The organism is Streptomyces paromomycinus (assembly GCF_003865155.1).
Taxonomy (GTDB): Bacteria; Actinomycetota; Actinomycetes; order Streptomycetales; family Streptomycetaceae; genus Streptomyces; species Streptomyces chrestomyceticus.
In genome coordinates this window covers 3583931-3606544 of record NZ_BHZD01000001.1, presented here as the reverse complement: position 1 = coordinate 3606544, position 22614 = coordinate 3583931, and the positions used below count along the sequence as shown (strand labels likewise).

Below are 22614 nucleotides of genomic sequence, written 5' to 3'. Positions count from 1 at the left end.
CGCGCGCGGTGCCGGAGGGTTCGGTGCGCTGTTGTGCCTGCTGCTCGCGCTGTTGAGCGCCGTATGGATCAGCCGAGATCTCGTCGTGGCGCGACACCCGTCGGACGTCTGGTGGTTGTGGGCCGGTGTGCCGTTGCGGCCGGAGGGTGCGGCGGTCTGGGCGACCACGCTGCTGGAACCGGTGCTGGGGATCGGTTGTCTCGCCGCGGTGGTGGCGGTGCTGCGCCGCTCGCCGTCCGCTCCGTGCGCGCTGAGCGCGGTGGCCGGGGTGACGCTGCTGTTCCGGGCGCCGCCGTTGTGGAACCTCGGCGCGGACGGGCTTCCCGGGGCAGGCGCCGGGGCCAGGGGGTGGGCGCTGATCACGGCCGGTGTTGCCCTTGTGGTGAGCGTGCTGCTGCTGATTGCCGCCTCGGCCGGGCGCGGAGGTGCGGACCGCCGGGAGAGTCGCTTGCGCCGCGCGCCCGCGGTGGTGGCCGCGCTGCTGCTGGCCGGTGCTGGGGTGATACTGGCGGCCTGGCAGGCGTACACCGTAAGGGAGTTGGGGTGGAGTACGTACTGGGGCAGCGTCGTCGGCGACGGTGACGCGCATCGTGTGCTCTTGCAGCCACCGGGTAACTGGACCCTGCTGTCCCTGGCGCTGTTGTCTCTGGTGTCCGCCGTCGGGGCGGCGCGGCGCGCGCCGTCCTTGCGGCCGCTGGGCCTGCTGACCGCGGCACTGCTGCTGGCGCACGGTGCCGCGGCGCTGGCCGCCGAGCAGCGCGCGGGGCTGCTCGGGCACTTCCGGGCACTGGCCCCGCGCACTCAACTCGACGTCGCAACCGCCGCGTTCACCGTTCTGGCCGGTCTCGTGGCGCTGCTGGCACTGGCCCGCCCGGCGGCCGGGGCGGCCGTACCGCGCGGGCCGGTGGGCGAGCCGCTGCCACCGGGGTACGCGCCGCCACCCCCGCCCGCGGACCTCCCGCCGAACTGGTGACGGCGAGCCGGACGGCTCAGCTCACCCCCAGCGAGCGCTTCAGGAAGTCGACCTGGAGCAACAGGAGATTTTCGGCCACCTGCTCCTGCGGCGTCATGTGCGTGACACCCGACAGCGGCAGCACCTCGTGCGGCCGGCCCGCCGCGAGCAGCGCGGAGGAGAGCCGCAGGGTGTGCGCCACCACCACGTTGTCGTCCGCCAGCCCGTGCACGATCATCATCGGCCGGTGCGGCTCCGCGGCACCCACCAGGCCGTCGTCGTCGACCAGGGAGTTCTTCGCGTACAGCGCCGGGTCCTCGTCCGGGTGCCCCAGGTACCGCTCCGTGTAGTGGGTGTCGTACAGCCGCTGGTCGGTGACCGGGGCGCCCACGACGGCGGCGTGGAAGACGTCGGGGCGGCGCAGCGCCGCCAGCCCGGCCAGGTAGCCGCCGAAGGACCAGCCCCGGATCGCGACCCGGTCCAGGTCCAGCGGAAAGCGGGCCGCGAGCCCTTGCAGCGCGTCGACCTGGTCCTGGAGGACCACCGCCGCCAGGTCCCGGTGGATGGCCTTCTCCCAGTCGGGGGAGCGCCCCGGAGTGCCCCGCCCGTCCGCGACGATCACCGCGAAGCCCTGGTCGGCGAACCACTGCGACGTCAGGTAGGCGTTGTGCGCGGCCACCACGCGCTGACCGTGCGGTCCGCCGTACGGGTCCATGAGGACCGGCAGCGGCCCGTCCTCCTCCCGGTAGCCGGTCGGCAGCAGCACCGCGCAGGGGATCTGCCGCTCACCGGACAGGACGAACTCCGGGCTGGTGGCGAGCGCCGGCACCTCGGCGTACGAGCCGACCGCGGCCAGCCAGGTCTCGCCGCCGTCCGCCTCCAGGCGCACGACCTCCGTCTGTGCCCCCGGCCGGTCCGGACAGGCGTGCGAGAGGACCGTCACGGCGCCGCCGCGCACCGCGGAGGACACCGACGGGTACGGGCGCTTGCCGACCCGCTCCCAGCCGCCCTGGTCGCCGCTGCCGCGGTACCAGGCGCGGTAGACGCCGATGTCGTGCAGCTCCTCGCCGCTCGCCGTGAACAGCACGTCGTCCTCGCCGATGTCCAGCACGGCCCGTACGTGCAGCGGGGCCGCCGTCAGCGCCCGGTCGCCGACGAACAGCCGGCGGGCCCCGCCCTCGTCGGAGACGCGCACCAGGCGCCCGTCCGGCGTCCAGGCGGGCGATCCGGCGGTCAGCTCCACCCATCGGGGGTCCTCGTCGGCGTGCACGGTGCTGGTCGCACCCGTCTTGACGTCGACCGTCAGGTAGCGCTGGGCGCGCTGGTCGCGGCTCTGGACGAGGAGGAGGGGCGGGCCCGCCGCCGACCAGTGCACGCGCGTCAGGTACGGGTAGCGCTCGTGGTCCCAGGTGACGTCCGTGCGCGAACCGTCCAGGCCGAGCAGGGCCAGGCCCACGGAGGCGTTGGGGGTGCCGGCCGCCGGATAGGCGACCCGGGCCGGTTCGCGGTCCGGGTGCGCCGGGTCGGCGATCCACCAGCGCCGTACGGGCGCGTCGTCGACGCGCGCGGCCAGCACCCGGTCGCTGTCCGGGGACCACCAGAAGCCGCGGAAGCGGCCCATCTCCTCGGCCGCGAGGAACTCCGCCAGGCCCCAGGTGACGTCCGGTCCTTCCGGCTCGGCGAGGGAACGGTCGCCCGGCGTGCCGTCACCGTCGCCGGGCGCGGCGTCGGCCGGGACGACCCGCAGGCGGCCCTGGGACACGTACGCGACGTGCCGTCCGTCGGGCGACGGCCGGGGGTCCACCACCGGGCCCGGAACGGGCAGTTCACGGGCGGTGCCGGCCCGCAGTTCGGCGGTGAACAGGCGGCCCGAGAGGGTGAAGGCGGCCAGTTCCACCGCGGCGTCCACGGCGTAGCCCACCACACCGGACGACCCTTCGCGCGTACGTTCGCGGCGCGCCCGCTCCTCGGGCGACAGCTCCTCGTCCGCGCCGGCGAGCAGCGCCGCCGGGTCGGCGGCGGCGTACTCCCGCCCCTCGTCAAGATCCAGTACCCACAGCAGATTCGCTCGATCGGTGCCCGTACGGGAGCGGAGGAAGGTGACGCGTGAGCCGTCCGGCGCCACCGCGAAGCCGCGCGGCGCGCCCAGCGAGAAGCGCTGGGTACGGGCGTGTTGCCGAGGAAAAGAGAGCTGTCCGGTCATGCGGAGGAGCCTACGGTGCCCCGCCCTGGTCGCGCCCGCTTCCGCGATGATCGCGTGCGCCCCCGTTCTGCTCCCGTGCACCGACATATGCGCGAGCGTGGAAAGTTATGATCCCCTCCGCGGAGTGGGTATGGGAGTGGAGCGTGACAACCCCGTGCCCGCGGGGCCGTCACCCGTCGGCCCCGCGTCGTCCCAACGCTGTCCGGACCGTGCGTACTTGGAGGTGAGCCGCCGTGGCACTGACGATTTCGGCGGTGGTGCTGCTGGCGATCATCGTCTTCCTGCTCGTCAAGAAGTCCGGGCTGAAGACGGGACATGCGCTGGTGTGCATGCTGCTCGGCTTCTATCTGGCCAGTTCGTCGATCGGCCCGACCATCAAGCAGCTGACGACGAACGTCGCCGGGATGCTCGGCGGCATCAAGTTCTAGCCACCCGTCCGTGCGGTGCCGCGCGCCCGCCGGAGCCCGCGCGCGGGGGCGGCCGGCCCGGCCCTTGACGGGGGTGGGCCGGGCGGGCCGGATCGGGATGCGGGGTCCCGGCCGCCCGGCTCGTACGCTGTCTCCATGACCGACCTTCCCGCCCGCCGGCTGCTGCTCGTGCACGCGCACCCGGACGACGAGTCCATCAACAATGGCGCCACGATGGCCAAGTACGCGGGCGAAGGAGCCCTGGTCACGCTCGTGACCTGCACCCGCGGCGAAGAGGGCGAGGTCATCCCGCCCGGCTTGGCCCACCTCGCGCCGGACCGGGACGACGCCCTGGGCCCGTACCGCGTCGACGAGCTGGCCGCCGCCATGGAGGCGCTCGGGGTCACCGACCACCGCTTCCTGGGCGGCGCCGGCCGCTACCGCGACTCCGGGATGATGGGTGCCCCGCAGAACGACCGGCCGGGCGCCTTCTGGCGGGCCGACCTGGACGAGGCCGCCGGTCACCTGGTCGCCGTCGTCCGCGAGGTACGGCCGCAGGTGCTGGTCACCTACGACGACAACGGCGGCTACGGTCACCCGGACCACATCCAGGCGCACCGCGTCGCCATGCGCGCCGCCGATCTCGCCGCGGACCCGGACTTCCGCCCCGAGCTGGGGGCGCCGCACCGGATCGGCAAGATCTACTGGAACCGTAATCCGCGCCCGGTGGTCGAGGAGGGCTTCGCGCGGCTGCGCGCGGCGGGCCCGTCCTTCCCCGGTGTCGGCGCGGCGGAGGACGTGCCGGGGATCGTGGACGAGAGCGTGGTGACCGCCGCGGTCTCCGGCGGCGAGCGGTACGGGGCCGCGAAGGCGGCGGCGATGCGGGCGCACGCCACGCAGATCGCCGTCGAGGGCCCCTTCTTCGCGCTCTCCAACGGCCTGGGGCAGCCCCTGTTCGGGACCGAGTACTACCAGCTCGTACGGGGCAGATCCGGCGCCGCGGCAGGGGAGCGCGAGGACGATCTCTTCGCGGGCGTGGCGGACGACACGGGGAACGGGGCGCGCACCGAGGACGAGAAGGAGCAGGCGGTATGAGCGGCGCGAAGAAGCGCACCAGGGCCACGTCGGGCGGCAAGGGGCCGAAGGCGGGCGCGTCGGCGGCCCCCAAGGGCGGCAAGGGTGCGGCGGCCAGGGGCGGTGCCGGTGGAGGCGCCGGCACGGGTGCCGGGACGGCGGCCGCGGGAGGCGCTCGGGGGACGAGGGGCGCGGCTGCCGGAACCGGGCTCGCCGCGCCGCTGAGCCCCGGCCGGGTGGCCGCGTACGTCCTGCTGTTCGTCCTCGGCGCGGTCGTGGCGGCCGCGGGCGGGCTCGTCCAGGCGGCGTGGTTCCCCGGTGGGCTGCTGCTGGCGCTGGCGGCGGCCGGCGGCCTCTTCTACGGGGGGCAGGTGGCGCTCGGCCGTACGGGTGGCGTGCTGGCGCCGGGCGCGGGCTGGCTGCTGTCCGTGATCCTGCTCAGCGACGCCCGTCCCGAGGGCGACTTCCTCTTCGGAGCCGGCCTGGGCACGTACGTCTTCCTCGTCGGCGGCATCGTGCTGGCTGTGATCTGTGCCACCGGATCGCAGATGCGGGCCAACGGTGCGCAAGCGGCCCGACTTGGCAAGTAAGTACCGGCCCCAGTGATCATTTTCAGGACCGCACGGCGGTCCGGGAGCGGGGCGTTGTCCTGCTCCCGGGATGACCGCCGACAGCGGCCAGTATGGTGGTGCGCGCCGCCGAGCCGCCCAAGCACCGTACTGACGAGCGGCGGAGCCAACCGGGAGAACCTGCTTTGAGTCGTGAATCTGACAGTTCGTCCTCCGGCGCCCAGGGGCGCGGCGGTGCCGCGTACCCGTCGGGGACACCGCCGTACGGAACGCCTCGGTCCGAGGCGGACGATGTGGTGGCGGCCGACGCCGCGGCGAAGCCGGAGGAGCCGAAGACCGAGACCACGCTGACCACGCGGATCAAGATCAATATTCCGGGGTCCCGTCCCATCCCGCCGGTCGTCGTGCGCAAGCCCGTCGGCGAGGAGTCGGGGACCGGCGGGTCCGCCGGTACCGGCCCGTCCCCGTCCCCCCTGTCCAGCACGTCCGGTGCGTCCGGAGGGTTCGGCCAGGGTGCGACCGGTGGAGGGACCGGCGGGTCCGAGCGCACGGGCAGCACCCGTAAGCCGGACGCGCCGGGTGCCGACGGCGCCAAGAGCGCTCCGGCCGAGAAGACCAGCGACTGGTTCTCGCCCCGCAAGCCGACGGCGGCCTCCGCCGGTACTCCGGCGCCCGCCCCGGCGCCCGCGCCGGACCCCCAGGCTCCCGCCGCGCCGCAGGACCGCACCGGCGGCTCGCAGCAGCGCCCGGACCTGCCGTACTTCTCCGACGCGCCCGCGTCGGGCAGCGGCTCGCCGTTCGACGCGGCCCCGTCGCCGTTCGACACGCCGGCCAGCCCGTTCGACGGGCCTGCGCAGGGCGGGGCGAGTCCGTTCGACACGCTCGGTGGGACGGGTGCGGGTGCGGGCAGTGGTGCCGGTGCCGGTGTCGGTGGGGGGATCGGTCAGGGGGCCGACCGCGGCGGTCTGACCGGTCCGAGCGGTCCGAGCGGGCCGAGCGGGCCGACGACTGGTCCGGCCACGGGGGACTCGGCCTTCGACCTGCCCACCGGCTTCCACACACCGGGCGCGCCGGGCACCCCGGGAGCGTCGGGTGCGGACGGCGGTCCGGGCATGACCGACGACACCGCGGTGCTCACCCCGCAGCCCCCCGCTCCGCCCGCCGGACCCGGCAGCGGCATCGGCGTCACGGGCGGCGTCACGGGCGGTGCCCCGGGTGGCGTCGCGGGCGGGGTGCCGGCCGGCGGCCAGGGGGCCGGCGGTCGCGGCGGTGCGTCCGGCGGCAAGAGCGGCAAGAGCGGCAAGGGCGGCAACGCCAGTGGCTTCCCCGGCGGCGCGCCCGCCGGCTCCGGCCGTCCCGGCGGCGGTGACCAGCTCTCCAGCGACACCCTGGTCAGCGGCATCCCGACGGTCCCCGCCGACGCCGCTCCGGCGCCCGCGGCGCCCTTCCCGCCCGGACCGGGCGCGGGCCAGGACACCCCGGCCCCGCCGCGCGCCAAGATCCCCGAGCCGATAAACCCGAAGAAGAAGGGCCGCAACAAGATCGTCCTGCTGGGCGTCGCGGTCGTCGTGCTGGCGGGCGTCGCGTACGGCGCGGGGCTGCTGCTCGACCACGCGGACGTGCCCAACGGCACCACCGCACTGGGTGTGGACATCGGCGGTGCCACAAAGGAAGAGGCCGTCAAGAAGCTCGACGCGGCCGTCCAGAAGACCCGCAACGAGCCGCTGAAGCTGACCGTGGACGGCAAGGAGCAGACGCTCGTGCCGGCCAAGGCCGGGCTGAACATCGACACCCAGGCCACGGTCCGGGACGCCTCCGGCCGCGACTACAACCCGGTCTCCGTCATCAGCTCGCTGTTCGGCGGCACGCGGACCGCCGAGCCCGCGATGATCACGGACGACGAGAAGCTGGACATCGCGCTCAAGGCGGTGGCCGGCCCGGCGGGCGCCGCCAAGGACGGCAGCATCACCTTCGAGAACGGCAAGGCCGTCCCGCACTACGGCGCGCCCTACAAGGCCGTCGACGTGAAGGCGTCCAAGAGCAAGATCGAAAAGGCGTACCTGGACCGGGCCGCCACCGGCAAGAACACCCCGGTGGTGCTGGCCGCCGTCGAGCAGCAGCCGAAGGCGGGCAAGGCGGAGGTCGACCGGGCCCTGAAGGAGATGGCCGAACCGGCGGTCTCCGGGTGGGTGTACCTGTCGGCGGGCGGTGTCGAGGTGCCGTTCAGCCAGCGTTCCATCGGCGAACTGCTGACCTTCACCGCCGCTCCCGACGGCAAGCTCCAGCCGGTCATAGACCTGGCCAAGCTGGAGGAGAAGTACGGCCACGCCTTCGACAACGTGTCGATCGACGGCGGCGCAGGCAAGGTCAAGATGACCCCGCAGCACGCCGCCGCGGCGATGATGCAGGCCCTCCGGCAGCCCGCACCGCCCGCACCGCAGAAGCGCGTCGCCAAGGTCGAGGGAGCCACAAGGGGCTGACCCACCGTCGAGCCGGGCCCGGAGCGTTGATCCGGGCCCGGCTCGTCGTCTTGGCGGCGGTGCGTCGATCCGGGGTCAGTGCGTCGAGCCGGGCTCGGTTCGTCGCTCCGGTGGTGTTGCGTCGATCCGGGACTGGAGCGTCGTTCCGATGCCGGTGCGTCGTTCCGTCTCCGTTACGTCGCTCCAGGTCCGGCACGTCGCTTCGCCCCCGTTACGTCGTTCCGTCTCCGTTACGTCGCTCCAGGCCCGGCACGTCGCTTCGCCCCCGTTACGTCGTTCCGCCCCCGTTACGTCGATCCAAATCCGGTGCGTCGCTCCGCCCCCGTTCCGTCGCTCCACCCCCGTTACGTCGCTCCACCCCTGGCACGTCGCTCCGCCCCCGTACCGTCGTACGAGCCCGGATCGACGTCGTACCAGACGGCGGACCGGACTCACCAGCTTCCCGGCCGCCTCAGCGACGCGGCGCCGCAGCGTCGGAACGCGCGTGGGAACCCCCCAAGGCAAGAACGCGGACCTTACTTTCGTCGGTACTGCGCGGCCGCGGCGCGCCATAGCGTCCCGGGCATGATCTCCGTAACCGACCGCAGGACCCGCACCGCCGAGTCCGCCGCCGCGCGCAACACGTCCCGCCGTTCCCACCGTCCGGCCGCCACCCGTGCCACGGCGCTGGCCCTGGCCGTCACGGCCGTCCTCGCCGCCGGGCCGGCCGCCGACGCGGCAACTCCCCGGCACAGCGACGATCGTCACCGGGCGACACAGAACGCGCTGCGGGACGTGGTGGAGAAGGGCGGCCTCCCCGGGGTCTTCGCCGAAGCCCGGGACGGGCGGGGCCGGTGGTCCGGCGCGGCCGGGTACGCGGACACGTCCATGCACCGCGAACGGACCCGCGCCGACCACTTCCGTGCCGCCAGCATCACCAAGGTCTTCCTCGCCACCGTCCTCCTCCAACTGGCGGAAGAGGGCGTGCTCGACCTGGACGACAGCGTCGAGAAGTGGCTGCCCGGACTCGTACGCGGCAACGGCAACGACGGCCGCGCCGTCCGGCTGCGCCAGCTGCTGAACCACACCAGCGGCCTCGCCAACTACACCTCCGACCCCGAGTTCTCCTACCGCACCTCCGGCCCCGGCTTCCCGGAGCACCGCTACACCACCTACCGTCCCGCGGACCTCGTGGCCCTCTCGATGAAGCAGCCCCCGCACAGCGCTCCTGGAAAGAGCGCCCTGTACAGCAACACCAACTACGTACTCGTCGGGATGATCGTCGAGAAGGCGACCGGCCACCCGTACGCGCACGAGGTGCAGCAGCGCATCCTGAACCCCCTGCGCCTGCGCGAGACCTCGTTCCCCGGCCTGGACCCCCGGATGCCGGCGCCGCACCCCACCGCCTACTCGCGACTGCGGCAGAAGGAGCCCGACGCGCCGATCGTGGACGCCACCGAGCAGAACATGTCGTGGCTCGGCGCGGCGGGCGACATGATCTCCACCACCGGTGACGTGAACACCTTCTTCCGGGCGCTGACCCGGGGCCGGTTGCTGGGTTCGGCGGCCACCCGCGAGATGTTCACCACCGTGCCCGCGGAGACCGAGGGCTACCGCTACGGGCTCGGCATCGAGTCCGTCACTCTCTCCTGCGGGGTGACGGTGGTGGGCAAGACGGGCCGCGCCAACGGCTCCGTGTCCGGGGTCGTCGGCACCCGGGACGGCGGCCACCAGCTGACGTTCAACATCAACGGCGACTGGATGGGTGACGCCGCCACGTATGTGGGGGTCGTCGAAGCCGAGTTCTGCGGCGCGCGGAAGGGCTGAACGCGCCGCGCCGGCGCCGAGCCGGCGCCGTTGCGGTCGCTCAGGCGCACATCCCGCCGTCGACCCGCAGGACCGTGCCGGTGACGTAGGAGGCACGGTCGCTGAGCAGCCAGGCCGCCGCCTGGGCGATCTCTTCCGGGTCGGCGGCGCGGCCCAGCGGGGTACGGGCGTTGAGCTGTTCGACGGTGCCGGGGGACTGTTCGTCCCACGCGTGCAGCATCTCGGTGAGCGTGGTGCCGGGCGCGACGACGTTGACGCGGATGCCCTCAGGGCCGTACGTGACGGCCGCCGACTCGGTGAGGCTGTTGACCGCCCGCTTCGCCGCGCCGTAGACCGGGAGTTGGGGGTTGCCCGCGAGGCTGCCGACGCTGGAGGTGTTGACGATCGCCCCGCGCCCTGCGGTGGCGCGGATGGCGGCGATCTCGGCGGTCATCGCCAGCCAGGGGCCCTTGAAGTTGACGGCGCTGACCAGGTCGAATTCGGCTTCCGGCAGCTCGTCCAGCGGGCCGGGCGGCTGCCCCGTGGCGCCGTTGTTGAAGGCCACGTCGAGCCGTCCGTACAGCTGTACGGCCCGGTCGACGGCGGCTCGGACGCTCGCCGCGTCGGCCAGGTCGCACACCACGTGGTCCGCGGTCCCGCCGGCCGCCCTGATCTCCTCGGTCACCGCCTTGAGCTGGGCTTCGGTCCGCGCCGCGAGCAGCACCTCGGCTCCTTCTCGGGCGAACAGCCGTGCCGCGGCGGCGCCGATGCCTCGGCCGGCTCCGGTGATGAAGGCGACCTTGCCGGCGAGCAGGCCGGCAGTCGTGGCCGACGAGGTCAGTGTGGTTGGTGTGATCGATGTGGTGTTCGACAGGTTGTCCATGCCGACGAGCCTGGGCCCGGCCGCCCGGCCCAGCCAGGCACCGGCTGTACCTGGCTGGGCCGCCCGGCGTCCGCGCACACTGGGGACGTGGACCGACGTGTACGACGAGAACTGGGCGACTTCCTGCGCAGCAGGCGCGAGCGCATCACCCCCGCCGACGTGGGGCTGCCCGCCGGAGCACGCCGCCGCACCCCGGGGCTGCGCCGCGAGGAGGTGGCGCAGTTGGCGTTCATCTCGACCGAGTACTACACGCGGCTGGAGCAGGCCCGCGGCCCGCGGCCGTCCCGTGAGGTGCTGGCCCAGCTGGCCCGCGCGCTGCGCCTGTCGGACGCCGAGCGCGACCATCTCCACCACCTCGCCGGCGCGCCGCCCGGGCCTCCTCCGGGCCCGTCCCGCGAGGTCCGGCAGAGCATCGTCGACCTGCTGCGGCGGCTGCCGGAGGCCGCGGCGCTCGTGATCTCGGCGACGTACGAGGTCATCGCCTGGAACGAGCTGGCCGCCGCGCTGATGGAGGACTTCTCCGCCCTGCCGCGCCGGGACCGTAACCTCGTCCGGCGCGCGTTCCTGGGCCCGCACCCGTACGGACGGCGGCTGTACGGGGTCTCGGACGCGGACGCCTTCGCCCGCACCTCGGCCCAGCAGCTGCGGGCCGCCGCGGCCCGCTACCCCGGCGACCCGGAGGTGACCGGCCTGGTCGAGGAGCTGCTGGCGGGCAGCGAGGAGTTCGCCCGGCTCTGGGCCGCCCACGACGTGGCCGCCCGGCCCACCCTCTGCAAGACCTTCGAACACCCCCTGGTCGGGCCCGTCAGTGTCAGCTGCGACGTCCTGGACATCACCGACCGGGACCAGCGCGTCGTCATCTACACCGCCGCGCCCGGCTCGCCGTCGGCGGAGGCACTGCGGCTGCTGTCGGTCGTCGGCACGCAGCGCATGACCGTGCCCGGCTGACCGGCCCTCCGCCCGGCGCACCCTAGGGGACCCCACCCATGACATCTGTCATCCCGTACTTGCGACAGGCGACACTGCCGCGGGCCACCGCTCACTGTGAGGCTGGAACCATGACGAGCACAGCCACCACCACAGACCGGCCCGCCGGGCGACGGGCGGGCCCGGCGCCCGTGGTCAGCTTCCGGGGAGTCAGCAAGAACTACGGCGCCGTACGGGCGGTGGCCGACCTGGACCTGGAGCTGCACCCGGGTGAGACCGTCGCCCTCCTCGGCCCCAACGGCGCCGGCAAGTCCTCCACCCTCGACCTGCTCCTGGGCCTGCGCAACGCCGACACCGGCACCGTGTCACTGTTCGGCACCACCCCGCAGCGCGCCATCGAGCAGGGCAAGGTCGGCGCCATGCTGCAGAGCGGCGGCCTGATGACCGGCGTGAAGGTCCGGGAGCTGGTCAAGCTCGCCGGCGACCTGCACCCGGGCGGCTACCCGGTCGAGCAGATCATGGACGCCGCCGGGATCACCGAGATCGCCGACCGGATGGTCGACAAGCTCTCCGGCGGCCAGGAGCAGCGGGTGCGCTTCGCGCTCGCCACGGCCGGCGCCAACGACCTGATCGTGCTCGACGAGCCGACCACCGGTATGGACGTCTCCTCCCGGCAGACGTTCTGGGGCACCATGCGGGCGCAGGCCCGGCAGGGCCGTACGGTGCTGTTCGCCACCCACTACCTCGAAGAGGCGGACGAGATCGCGGACCGGGTGATCGTGCTGCACCGCGGCCGGGTGCTGGCCGACGGCACCGCCGCCGAGATCAAGGCCCGGGCCGGTGCCCGCCGCATCACCTTCGACCTGGACGGGCCGGTCGACCGCGAGGCGCTGCGCCGCCTGCCGCACCTGACCTCCCTGGAGGTGTCCGGGCGTACCGTGCGCATGCAGTCCCGGGACGCCGACGCGACGGTGCACGCCGCGTACGGCCTCGGTCTGTACCCGCGCAACCTGGAAGTGGCCGGACTCGGCCTGGAGCAGGCGTTCATCGCCATCACCGACGCAGCGACCGCCGAGGAGGCGGCACGATGACCACCCTGATCAAGCTGGAGATCGTCCGCGCCCTGCGGAACAAGAAGTTCCTGTTCTTCTCGGTGATCTACCCGCCGATGCTCTACCTGATCATCGCGGGCGGCGCCGACAGCAAGCCGATCCCGGGCATGAGCCTGAACATGCCGCTGTACTTCATGGTCGCCATGGCGGCGTTCGGCGCGATGACCGCCGTCCTGATCGGCAACAGCGAGGCGATCGCCAAGGAGCGCGAGAAGGGCTGGGTACGGCAGCTGCGGCTGACCGCGCTGCCCGGCCGCGGCTACGTCGCCGCGAAGATGGGCTCCGCCGCGACCGTCAGCCTGCCGTCCATCGTGCTCGTCATGCTCGTCGCCGCCGTGGTCAAGGGCGTACGGCTGGAAGCCTGGCAGTGGATCGCCATCCTCGTCGCCACCTGGCTCGGCAGCTTCGTGTTCGCCGCGCTCGGCGTCGCCATCGGCTACCTGGCCAGCGGTGACGCGGTCCGCCCGATCGCGATGATGATCTACTTCGTGCTGGCGTTCCTCGGCGGACTGTGGATGCCGCTGACGATCCTGCCGCAATGGGTGCAGAACATCGCCGAGTGGCTGCCGACCCACGCCTACGCCGCGCTCGGCACGGCCATCGAGGGCGGCCACGCCCCGGACGCCAAGGACCTGGCCATCCTCGTCGGCTACCTGCTCGTCTTCGTGGGCGGCGCGGGCTGGCTCTACCGGAAGGACACGCGTACGGCATGAAGACGGCGGAGACCGGCCCCAGCTGCGAGCCCAGCCCGGTGATGATCGGGTCGGCGCCCCGCACCCGCCGGCAGGCGCTGGTGAAGAGCGCCTGGGTCGTCATCTGGTTCCTGTACCTGGCGGGGCCGATCGGGGACCTGGCCGACGGCGGGCTGTCCCCGGCGCACGAGCTGCTGGGCTGCGCCGGTCTCCTGACGTTCGTCGCCGTCTACTTCGTCGTGCTCTTCCGGCACATGGCCCACCGACCCGCGAAGAACCTGGTGGTCCGGGCCGCCGTGGCCTTCATCGCGGCGCTCGCCGTCCTGCTGGCCTCGGTCATCGGGCCGAACTGGCTGGTGCTCTTCACCTTCGTGTGCGTCGCGGTGGCCGTCACCCAGCCGTTCGGCGTCTCGCGGTGGGCCATCCCTGCGCTGACCGTCGTCCTCGTGCTGGTCGGCCTGCGCTACGAGGACATCCACGCCTACCTCTTCGCGTACGCCCTGCCCTGCCTGCTCAGCGGCTTCGCGATGGTCGGCGTGCAGTATCTGATCCGTACGACGAAGGAACTGCGCGAGGCGCGGGAGGAGGTCGCGCGGCTGGCCGCCAACGAGGAGCGGCTGCGGCTCGCCCGCGACCTGCACGACCTCCTCGGCCACTCGCTCTCCCTGATCACGCTCAAGAGCGAACTGGCCGGGCGGATGCTGCCCGCCGAGCCGGACCGCGCGGCCCAGCAGGTCGCCGACATCGAACGGGTCAGCCGCCAGGCGCTGGTGGACGTCCGCGAGGCCGTCACCGGCTACCGGCGGCCCCGCCTGGTCGTGGAACTGGCCGGGGCCCGCGCCGCGCTGCGCACCGCGGCGATCGCGGCGGACATCGACCCGGCCGTGGAACAGGAGCACCGGGGCCTCACGGAGGACGGGGAGGGCGCCCTGGCCTGGGCGCTGCGCGAAGCCGTCACCAACGTCGTACGGCACAGTGGCGCGGGCCGCTGCGAGGTGCTGCTCACCGAGGAGTGGGAGGCCGACGAACGGCGTTACCTGTGCCTGTCCGTCATCGACGACGGCACCGGGCCGATGCGTGGCGGGAACCACGACGGGAACGGCCTGAGCGGGCTGCGCGAACGGCTGGCGCTGACCGGCGGCCGGCTGGAGACGGGCGCGGCGCCACGCGGCCGCGGCTTCGCCCTCCGCGCGTACGTGCCGCTCGGCGGCCTGCCGGTGCCCGGGGCCGTCGCCCGGCCCGCGGAGCAGCGCCCGTCGGGGGCGTGAGACGTACGGACGTACGCTCCGGTGGCTCCGGCGCGCGGGCGCACGCTCCCGCTCCGCCCGTTGGAGTGGCCCGGCGCGGGAACCGGCGCACCGGCACCCCGGGTTGTGCAGGCTGGCGCCATGCCACCCATCGACCCGCGGGCCGTGGTCGGGCCCCTCGCCCCGCCCGGCTGCCCGTCCTGCCGTGACCGGCGCCGCCTGTGGAAGGACACCAGCGACTCGGGCCGGGCGCCGGAGACCTGGCACTGGTGGTGCTCCGGCTGCCGCCAGACCTTCGAACCGACGCCGCAGCACAAGCGTTTCTACATGTGAGTCGTGCTGAGTCCCGCTCCCACCGGCTCCCGTGAGTCCCACTGAGCCCCGCGCCCGGTTCCCGCCGACGGCCGACGGCCGACGGCCGACGGCCGACCGCCGCCCGCCGCCCGCGCCGCTTCCGCCCGCTGACCTGCGCCTTCCCCCGCCTGGCTAGGGTGGCCGCATGACTGACCCGCACGGCGAGCAGCCCGTGAAGAAAGTGCGCCTCCTCCTCGCCGAGGACCAGTCCATGGTCCGGGAAGCGCTGGCCGCGCTGCTGGGGCTGGAGCCCGACATGGAGGTAGTGGTCCAGGCCGCGCGGGGTGACGAGGTGGTCGGCGCGGTGCGGGAACAGCCCGTGGACGTGGCGCTGCTCGACATCGAGATGCCCGGCCTCAGCGGCCTGGACGCCGCCGCGCTGCTGCGCGCCGAATTCCCGGCGCTCAAGGTCGTCATCCTCACCACCTTCGGACGGCCCGGGTACCTGCGCCGCGCCATGGAGTCCGGCGCCGACGCGTTCCTGGTCAAGGACGCCCCGGCCGCGCAGCTGGCGGACGCCGTACGGCGGGTGCTCCGCGGTGACCAGGTCATCGACCCCGCGCTCGCCGCCGCCGCGCTGTCCGAGGGGGCCAGCCCCCTCACCGACCGGGAGTGCGACGTGCTGCGCGCGGCGGCGGACGGTTCCACCAACGCGGAGATCGCCGCCGCCCTGCACCTCTCGCACGGCACCGTACGCAACTACCTGTCCACCGCCATCCAGAAGACGGGCGCCCGCAACCGCGCCGAAGCCGTCCGCACGGCAGGCGCCAAGGGCTGGCTGTGACCCCGCCCCGGGCCGGCCCCGCGCTGTAAGCAGTCTCACCTCCCGTAACCGCCTCACCAGGACTTTCGACCCTGTGCGGGGTGCGGCGGCACCCGCACGCTGGGATGTGTGACGACTTACCAGCGATCCCCGGCGCGTGACCGCGGTGTGGCGTTGCTGCTGGTCGTCGTGACCCTGGTCATCACGCTGGCGGACGCGGGGACCGGCCCGCAGCTGCACTTCGCCCTGTTCATGGGCATCGCGCCGCTGATCGCCGCCCTGCGCTGCGGCTACCGGTGGACGGCCCTGGTGGCCGCCGTGTACGTGCTGTGCCAGGTGTTCATCCAGGTGCGGCTGGTGCCGGACTGGTCGGTGGCCAGCAAGGTCGTCGGGGCCTTCGGGGCGCTGCTGGTCGCCGTGTTCGCACTGGTGCTGTGCCGTACCCGGCTGGAGCGGGAGGCGCTGTACGCCCGTACGCGCATGGTCGCCGACGCCGTGCAGCGGGAGATGCTGCGCGAACTGCCGCTGAGCGCCGGACCGCTGGAGGCGTACGGGTTCTATGTCTCCGCGCAGGAGGGGGCCCGGGTCGGCGGGGACATCTACGAAGCCGTGGAGACGCCGCACGGGCTGCGGCTGATGATCGGCGACGTCCAGGGCAAGGGAATGCCCGCGATCGGCGCCGGGCACGAGGTGCTGGCCTCCTTCCGGGAGGCGGCGCACTACAAGGACAGTCTTGAAGCCGTCGCCGAGCGGATGGAGCAGGCACTGGCCCGCTACAACGTCCGTTCCGCGGAGCGCGGCGGCCAGGAGCGGTTCGTCACCGCGCTGCTGCTGGAGGTACGCGGCGAGGACGGTACGAAGGTGCTGTCCTGCGGCCACATCCCGTACTACCTCGTACGGGACGGCCAGGTCACCGAGCGCAACGACGGCGAAGGCGGCCTGCCCCTGGGGCTCGACTGGCTCACCGGCGAGGCCCGGCAGAGCGTGGCCGTCGAGCCGGTGGCGGACGACTGGATCGTGCTGTGCACCGACGGCGTGACCGAGGCCCGCGGCGCGGACGGCGCGTTCTACCCGCTGGCCGACCGGCTGGCCCGCTGGACGCACCTGGAGCCGGACGAGCTGGCGCGCACGCTCCGCGCCGACCTGGAGCGGTTCACCGGCGGAGAGCTGAAGGACGACGCGACCGTACTGATCGTGCGCCGCGGCCCGCACGCCGCCGGGCGGCAGCCCGCCGTGGACCAGGCCGAGAGCGGGGGCCAGGCCGAGGCCCGGGGCCAGGCCGGGAGCCGGGACCAGGCCGAAGACCAGGATCAGTTGAGCATGGCGCGGGCCGCGGCCGCCTGACGCCGTACCGCTGCGGCGGCGGCCGGGTCGATCTCCTCCACCACCTTCGCGTACTCCTCCAGCCCGGCCGCGCCGCCCAGGAAATCTCCGCGCTGCACGAGCAGTTGCGCGTGGTCGTGGCGCAGCCGTGCCGGGTGGCTGGGCAGCAGCAGGGACAGCTCCACCGCCCACAGCTGCACGTCGCTGCGCTCCGGCCGGGCCGCCGCCCACGCCCGGATGTTGTTCAGGATGCGCAGCACGATCTCCAGCGGGTCGGCCGGCGCGAGCATCTGCTCGGTCAGCGGCGCCCCGGTCGCGCCCGCGACCAGCACCCCCGCGTCCTCGTCGGTCAGCAGCCGCCCGCCGTCGAAGGGGTCGGCGAGGACGTGCGTGCCGTACGGGTCGCCGAAGCCGACGACGAAGTGCCCCGGCAGCGCCACCCCGTACACCGGCGCGCCCGCCCGGCGCGCGACCTCGATCCACACCACCGACAGCAGGATCGGCAGGCCCCGACGGCGCCGCAGCACCTCGTGCAGCAGCGACGACTCCAGCCGCCGGTAGTCGGTGGGCGTGCCGCGGAACCCGAGGCGCGCGCCGAGCAGTTCGGCGACGTTACGGGCCCAGGGGCGCGGCCCGCCCGTGGGGGCGTACGGCAGCCGCCCGGCCAGCGCGTCCAGTTCGATCTGCGCCGCGTCCAGGGCCGCCTCGTCCAGCGCGGGATCGGCCTCCGCCGCGATCAGCAGGCACAGCCGGGCGAGGTCCGGCCGTTCGTCGCGCGCGGCCTCGGCGAACTGCCGGCGCCGCTCGGCGGACGCGTCGTCCCCGTTCGGGTCGGGGTCCGGATGCATACGAGGTTCGTACCCGTTCAGCTCGGGCCTCCCTGGGAGGCGCGCCAGTGGTGGTAGTGGTGGTGGGTGACGAAGCCCAGCCCGTCGTACAGCGCGCGGGCACTGTCGTTGTCCGTCTCCACCTGGAGGTACGCGGCCGAGGCGCCCTCGTCCAGCGCCTTGCGGGCGAGCGCCGCCATCACGGCAGAGGCCAGGCCGCGCCGCCGGTGCTCCGGGCCGACCTCGACCGCCGCGAACCCGGCCCAGCGCCCGTCCACCACGCACCGCCCGATCGCGGCCGGACGGCCCGCCTCGTCCGGCACCTGTGCGAACCACACGGACGGGCCGCCGTGCAGCACCTTGAGCACCTCGGGCCCCGGCTCCCCGGACCGCCGGTAGCAGCGCAGCCAGTCCGGCCCGGCCTCCCGGCCGAGCGCCACCCGGGACACGTCCGCGTCCAGGTCGCCCACGGGGGCCAGCGCGGCGGTGCGCAGCTCCGCCGTCACCTCGCGCGTCCAGCCGCGCCGGCCCAGAGCGGCCGCCAGGTCCTCACCGGCACCCTGGGCGCCCGTACTGACCTGTATGCAGGCGGGCAGCGAGCGTTCGGCGTACCAGGCGCGCACCCGGTCCAGCGCGGCGTCCAGCGGAAGTCCCGGGTCGCCCGACGCCGCCACCGAGTTGGCCCGCCGGGTGAACCCGGCGCTGGCCCGCAGCTGCCACTCGCCCAGCCACTCGCTCTCCACCGGCGGCCAGCCGCGGGCGGCCACCCGGTCCAGTTCCGGCGTGCTCGTCGCGGGGGAGCGGCGGCGGGCCGGAGCCGCCGGAACCGTCTTCCCCGCGACCAGAGTGGCCTCCGGGATCCGGACGGTCTCTCCGTTCCGTCGTGTGATGCTCAGCACACCCTCGTCCCACGATGTGAGAACGCCGACCGTGTCGGTGAACCTGGCGGCCCCCTCCCCGGCGCCGCTCAGGCGCCGGACAGATACCCTTTTGCCCACGTCAGCACGGGTGATGTGGACCTCCAGCCGTCCGCCGGTAGTGAATTCCACGGCTCTACCCGCCCCTCTTGTTCGTCTCGTGCCCGGGAACGGAGATACTAGGTGCGGGCATCGACGACGCCGCGCTCCCGCGCGCCCCGCGGCGGAACTGCCAATCGGTCCGCCAGCCCTACCGAGGAGGAACGACAGCGTGACCTACGTCATCGCGCAGCCTTGTGTCGACGTCAAGGACAAGGCATGCATCGAGGAGTGCCCCGTCGACTGCATCTACGAGGGCTCCCGGTCCTTGTACATCCACCCGGACGAATGCGTCGACTGCGGCGCCTGCGAGCCGGTCTGCCCGGTCGAGGCGATCTTCTACGAGGACGACACCCCGGAGGAGTGGAAGGACTACTACAAGGCGAACGTCGAGTTCTTCGACGAGCTCGGTTCGCCCGGTGGTGCCAGCAAGCTGGGCCTGATCGAGCGCGACCACCCCTTCATCGCAGCGCTGCCGCCGCAGAACGGCTGAGCGGCCGCATGGCGCCGCCCCGGTCCCGTACGGCCGGCCTCCCCGTCACCTGAGACCGGGAAGCCGACGCCGCACGGGGCCGAGGCGTTTCCAGACCTGTGCGGCCAGAGGAACGTGAGGAAAGAGAGCAACGTGGGCACCGTTTCGTCCCGTCTTCCGGTCTTCCCCTGGGACCGGCTGGAGCCGTACAAGACCACGGCGGCCGCGTATGCCGACGGCATCGTGGACCTGTCCGTCGGCACTCCGGTCGACCCCGTGCCCGCGCTCGTGCGAAAAGCCCTCACGGACGCCGCCGACAGCCCCGGCTACCCGACGGTGTGGGGCACCGCCGCCCTGCGCGACGCGATCATCGGCTGGGCCGGGGAGCGCCTGGGCGCCACCGGCCTGGAGCACACCGACGTACTGCCGGTCGTCGGCTCCAAGGAGCTGGTCGCCTGGCTGCCGACGCAGCTCGGCCTGGGCGCCGGCGACCGCGTCGCGTACCCGCGCCTGGCCTACCCGACCTACGAGGTCGGCGCGCGCCTGGCGGGCGCCGAGCCGGTCGTCTACGACGACCCCTGGGAGCTGGACCCCGCCGGCCTCAAGCTGCTGTGGCTGAACTCGCCGTCCAACCCGACCGGCCGCGTGCTGAGCGCCGACGAACTGCGCCGTACGGTCGCCTGGGCGCGCGAGCACGGCGTGCTGCTCTTCAGCGACGAGTGCTACATCGAACTGGGCTGGGAGGCCGACCCGGTCTCCGTCCTGCACCCGGACGTCTGCGGCGGCTCGTACGACGGCATCGTGGCCGTCCACTCGCTGTCCAAGCGTTCCAACCTGGCCGGCTACCGCGCGGCCTTCCTCGTGGGCGACGCCGCCGTCCTCGGTGAACTGCTGCTGATCCGCAAGCACGGCGGCATGATGATCCCCGCGCCGGTGCAGGCCGCGACCGTCGCCGCGCTCGGCGACACCGAGCACGTCGGCGAGCAGCGCGAGCGCTACGCCCGCCGCCGTACGGCCCTGCGCGAGGCCCTGGAGGCCGCCGGCTTCCGCGTCGAGCACAGCGAGGCGTCGCTCTACCTGTGGGCGACGCGCGACGAGTCGTGCTGGGACACCGTCGGTGACCTCGCCAAGCGCGGCATTCTGGTCGCGCCGGGCGACTTCTACGGGAGCGCCGGTGAGCGCTTCGTACGGGTCGCCTTCACCGCCACCGACGAGCGGGTGGACGAGGCGGTGCGCCGCCTGGCGCAGTAACCCGTAGCAGCCCGCCCCTACGGGGCCGCAGCCGCACACGCGACGAGCCCGGAGCGGACGCCGTACCTCAGGCGTCCGCTCCGGGCTTCGCTGTGCGGGCTTCGCCGTGCGCGCTCCGTCAGCTGATGGGCAGCCCGCTGGTCGGCAGCAGGTCCGAAGCCAGACCGCTGTCGCCGACCGCCTGGGCGAGCCCGTCGGTGGACAGCGAGTCGGTCACTCCGTCGGTGGACAGCCCGTCGCCCGGCAGCGCGTCGGTCAGGCCGTCGGTCGGCAGACCGTCCTCGGTGGCGGTGTGGAGGGTGTCGGTGAGGATGTCCCCCGCGCTGTCCGCGGTGTCGCTGGCGGCATTGCCCGCGGCCTGCTTCGCGGCCGGCGCGGTCTCCCCGAGCGTCTTGCCCGCGGTCTTGCCGGCGGTCTTGCTCAGGGCCGGGACGGCCTTGCGGACAACCTTGCTGCCGGCTTCGGTGGCGTTCGCGCCGGTCTCGCCGGCGAGGTCGCCGGCACCCTGGACCGCGCCGTCGGCGGTGTCGGCGAGGCTCGCGGTGTCCACTGCGCTGACTCCGCCCAGGTCGGAGGAGTTCGGCAGTTCCACGGCGCTCGCGGAGCCCGCACCGACCACGGGGGCTGCGCCGGCTGCGACCAGCAGCGCGGCTCGGGCGATCCGACGCGAGAGGGGGAGGGACATGGTGCTCCTTTTACGGAGAGGGACTGGTTCTTCTGACAGACGTGCCGTGTCCGCCGGCGGGGCGCGGTGGCTGCCGGACGCACGACGTGACTACCGCGTCAGGCCCGGGAAGGTTGCGGCACGGCCGGTAAAGAATCAGTGGGGGGTCACATAATCTGCTCCGGAGGAAACCGGGCAAACTGCGCCGTGCGCAGTACGGTGCTGAAACGTCACGCCTCAGTGCCCTGGCGGGTTCCACGCCGTTCGGGTGACCCCGGCGCCGGTGATGTGGCGCCGCTGCCCGGGGTTGACGACGTTAACTCGGCCGAGGGACCGGCCGGACGGCTGCGCGGTGCGCACGAGGCTGACGGCGTGACGGCCGTACGGGTGACCAAGCGGCGCCGCGCGGGTCTCCGGCGGCGCTCGCGCGAGCGCGTCCCGAGGGGCCGCACAGCCGCCCCGCGCACCGGCCGCGCGACCGCGTCACCGGGACCGGCGGCACTGCCCGGCGCACGGCCGTTCCGGCGGCCGCCTGCCGGTCACCTCGCTCCGGCGGCCGCCCCCCGGCTCACTTAGCGGTGACGATCCGTACGTCCGCACCGGAAGCCCGCGCCGCCGCGCCGGTCGCCTTCTGCCAGCCCTTCCCGGAATCGGCCGCCGACCACATCTTCCCGGCGTAGGAAATCTGCTCGATGCCCAAGGCTCCGGAGTGGGCCATCGCCCAGGTGGCCAGCTCCCAGCCGCGCCGCTCCGTCCCGGAGCCGGCCCCGGCTGCCGAGGCGCCGCCGGCCTGCCCTTGACCCGCCGAGACCCCGGCGACCCCGGAATCCGCGGCGTCGTCGGCGTCACCGTGGGAGGCCGGCCGTACGGGCACCGTCAGCACCCGGCCGCCGTCCTTGCCGCCCGGTGCCGCCCCGTCCGTGTGCGGCAGGACGTCCGGCCCGAACTCGCGCACCAGCTTCTTGCGCACCCCGTCCGTACCGCCCGGCCGCTTCTGGTCCGCCGGACGGTTCACCGAACACGTCATCGCCGCCCCGTCGCGCCCGGTCAGGGCGCCGGTCAGCAGCGCGGCGTCCGGCTCGTGCTTGGCGTACGCCTGCGGGAAGCCGCTGCGCTGCACCTTCTGCGCGGCCACCGTCAGCGGCAGCCGTGAGTAGCCCGGCACCTTGACCAGGTGCGTGTAGAACTCCCCGGCCGAGTAGACCGGGTCCATGATCTGTTCGACCGTGCCCCAGTCCTGGGACGGACGCTGCTGGAACAGCCCGACCGAGTCGCGGTCGCCGAAGCCGATGTTGCGCAGCCCGGATTCCTGCATGGCGGTCGCCAGGGCGATCGTCACGGCCCGCTGCGGCAGCCCGCGCGCGGAGCCGACGGCCGAGATGGTCGCGGCGTTCGCGGCCTGCTCCGGCGAGATCTCGTACGGCTGCCCGCCGTCCGCGGCCCGCACCGAGCAGCGCGGCGCGCCCGGACCGCCGGTCACGTACTGCACGAGGAGGTACACGCCCAGTCCGACGAGCACGGCGAAGGCCGCGCCGGCCCGCAGGAGGCGCTTGCCGCGGGTGCCGCGGGAGGGGGCGGAGGACTGGGGAGACACACAGCCAACGGTACTGGAG

At 73.8% G+C, this 22614-nt stretch carries 21 protein-coding genes; 15 read left to right on the top strand and 6 right to left on the bottom strand.

Going from position 1 to position 22614, the window contains the following annotated elements; genetic code table 11:
• Positions 1–31: 31 nt before the first annotated feature.
• Positions 32–973, top strand: a complete 942-nt coding sequence (locus tag OEIGOIKO_RS14665) for a hypothetical protein (protein WP_125054425.1) — start codon at positions 32–34, stop codon at positions 971–973.
• Between the two features lie 16 nt (positions 974–989).
• Here the strand turns inward: OEIGOIKO_RS14665 and OEIGOIKO_RS14660 are convergent, their stop codons facing one another.
• Entirely contained in the window at positions 990–3155 is a 2166-nt protein-coding gene (locus tag OEIGOIKO_RS14660) for a S9 family peptidase (protein WP_125054424.1), read from the bottom strand.
• Between the two features lie 233 nt (positions 3156–3388).
• On the opposite strand from OEIGOIKO_RS14660, the gene OEIGOIKO_RS14655 reads away from it, so the two are divergent.
• From OEIGOIKO_RS14655 to OEIGOIKO_RS14630, 5 genes are all read left to right on the top strand, one after another.
• Positions 3389–3583 (top strand): hypothetical protein, encoded by a 195-nt coding sequence (locus OEIGOIKO_RS14655; protein WP_030020272.1) that lies wholly within the window; start codon positions 3389–3391, stop codon positions 3581–3583.
• 135 nt (positions 3584–3718) lie between these two features.
• Positions 3719–4657 (top strand): N-acetyl-1-D-myo-inositol-2-amino-2-deoxy-alpha-D-glucopyranoside deacetylase, encoded by a 939-nt coding sequence (gene mshB, locus OEIGOIKO_RS14650; protein ID WP_125054423.1) that lies wholly within the window; start codon positions 3719–3721, stop codon positions 4655–4657.
• Entirely contained in the window at positions 4654–5226 is a 573-nt protein-coding gene (locus OEIGOIKO_RS14645; protein ID WP_125054422.1) for a DUF6113 family protein, read from the top strand. The genes mshB and OEIGOIKO_RS14645 overlap by 4 nt, the downstream gene beginning before the upstream one ends.
• Before the next feature lie 164 nt (positions 5227–5390).
• Entirely contained in the window at positions 5391–7685 is a 2295-nt protein-coding gene (locus OEIGOIKO_RS14635; protein WP_170251425.1) for a hypothetical protein, read from the top strand.
• Positions 7686–8249: 564 nt separating this feature from the next.
• The gene (locus tag OEIGOIKO_RS14630) at positions 8250–9491 is read left to right on the top strand and encodes a serine hydrolase domain-containing protein (protein WP_125054419.1); all 1242 of its coding nucleotides are present in this window, start codon (positions 8250–8252) and stop codon (positions 9489–9491) included.
• A 40-nt stretch (positions 9492–9531) separates the two neighbouring features.
• Here OEIGOIKO_RS14630 and OEIGOIKO_RS14625 read toward each other — a convergent pair whose 3' ends face one another.
• Entirely contained in the window at positions 9532–10353 is an 822-nt protein-coding gene (locus OEIGOIKO_RS14625) for an SDR family NAD(P)-dependent oxidoreductase (RefSeq protein ID WP_125054418.1), read from the bottom strand.
• A gap of 87 nt (positions 10354–10440) precedes the next feature.
• On the opposite strand from OEIGOIKO_RS14625, the gene OEIGOIKO_RS14620 reads away from it, so the two are divergent.
• From OEIGOIKO_RS14620 to OEIGOIKO_RS14590, 7 genes are all read left to right on the top strand, one after another.
• Positions 10441–11301, top strand: coding sequence for a helix-turn-helix transcriptional regulator (locus OEIGOIKO_RS14620; RefSeq protein ID WP_125054417.1), 861 nt, complete (start codon positions 10441–10443; stop codon positions 11299–11301).
• A 110-nt stretch (positions 11302–11411) separates the two neighbouring features.
• Entirely contained in the window at positions 11412–12371 is a 960-nt protein-coding gene (locus OEIGOIKO_RS14615) for an ABC transporter ATP-binding protein (RefSeq protein ID WP_125054416.1), read from the top strand.
• On the top strand, positions 12368–13105 hold the full coding sequence (locus tag OEIGOIKO_RS14610; protein ID WP_125054415.1) for an ABC transporter permease: 738 nt from the start codon (positions 12368–12370) through the stop codon (positions 13103–13105). Before OEIGOIKO_RS14615 ends, OEIGOIKO_RS14610 begins: the two co-directional genes overlap by 4 nt.
• Complete coding sequence (locus OEIGOIKO_RS14605) at positions 13102–14352, top strand: sensor histidine kinase (protein ID WP_125054414.1); 1251 nt, start codon at positions 13102–13104, stop codon at positions 14350–14352. Before OEIGOIKO_RS14610 ends, OEIGOIKO_RS14605 begins: the two co-directional genes overlap by 4 nt.
• Positions 14353–14472: 120 nt before the next feature.
• Positions 14473–14664 carry a hypothetical protein gene (locus tag OEIGOIKO_RS14600; protein ID WP_125054413.1) on the top strand — a complete coding sequence of 64 codons (192 nt, stop codon included), beginning with the start codon at positions 14473–14475 and terminating at the stop codon, positions 14662–14664.
• Between the two features lie 166 nt (positions 14665–14830).
• The gene (locus OEIGOIKO_RS14595) at positions 14831–15469 is read left to right on the top strand and encodes a response regulator transcription factor (protein WP_125054412.1); all 639 of its coding nucleotides are present in this window, start codon (positions 14831–14833) and stop codon (positions 15467–15469) included.
• A gap of 108 nt (positions 15470–15577) precedes the next feature.
• Positions 15578–16792 (top strand): PP2C family protein-serine/threonine phosphatase, encoded by a 1215-nt coding sequence (locus tag OEIGOIKO_RS14590; protein WP_246177343.1) that lies wholly within the window; start codon positions 15578–15580, stop codon positions 16790–16792.
• On the opposite strand, the gene OEIGOIKO_RS14585 is transcribed toward OEIGOIKO_RS14590, so the two are convergent.
• Positions 16759–17619 carry a transglutaminase family protein gene (locus tag OEIGOIKO_RS14585; RefSeq protein ID WP_125054411.1) on the bottom strand — a complete coding sequence of 287 codons (861 nt, stop codon included), beginning with the start codon at positions 17617–17619 and terminating at the stop codon, positions 16759–16761. The genes OEIGOIKO_RS14590 and OEIGOIKO_RS14585 overlap by 34 nt on opposite strands.
• A gap of 17 nt (positions 17620–17636) precedes the next feature.
• The gene (locus OEIGOIKO_RS14580) at positions 17637–18647 is read right to left on the bottom strand and encodes a GNAT family N-acetyltransferase (RefSeq protein WP_125054410.1); all 1011 of its coding nucleotides are present in this window, start codon (positions 18645–18647) and stop codon (positions 17637–17639) included.
• A gap of 139 nt (positions 18648–18786) precedes the next feature.
• Here OEIGOIKO_RS14580 and fdxA point away from each other — a divergent pair, with 139 nt between their 5' ends.
• On the top strand, positions 18787–19107 hold the full coding sequence (gene fdxA / locus OEIGOIKO_RS14575) for a ferredoxin (RefSeq protein WP_003985062.1): 321 nt from the start codon (positions 18787–18789) through the stop codon (positions 19105–19107).
• A 132-nt stretch (positions 19108–19239) separates the two neighbouring features.
• Entirely contained in the window at positions 19240–20337 is a 1098-nt protein-coding gene (dapC, locus tag OEIGOIKO_RS14570) for a succinyldiaminopimelate transaminase (protein WP_125054409.1), read from the top strand.
• Positions 20338–20455: 118 nt separating this feature from the next.
• Here dapC and OEIGOIKO_RS14565 read toward each other — a convergent pair whose 3' ends face one another.
• Together OEIGOIKO_RS14565 and OEIGOIKO_RS14560 are read right to left on the bottom strand one after the other, a co-directional pair.
• Entirely contained in the window at positions 20456–21022 is a 567-nt protein-coding gene (locus OEIGOIKO_RS14565) for an ATP-binding protein (RefSeq protein ID WP_125054408.1), read from the bottom strand.
• Between the two features lie 547 nt (positions 21023–21569).
• Positions 21570–22595, bottom strand: coding sequence for a heavy metal transporter (locus OEIGOIKO_RS14560; protein WP_125054407.1), 1026 nt, complete (start codon positions 22593–22595; stop codon positions 21570–21572).
• Positions 22596–22614: the final 19 nt, after the last annotated feature.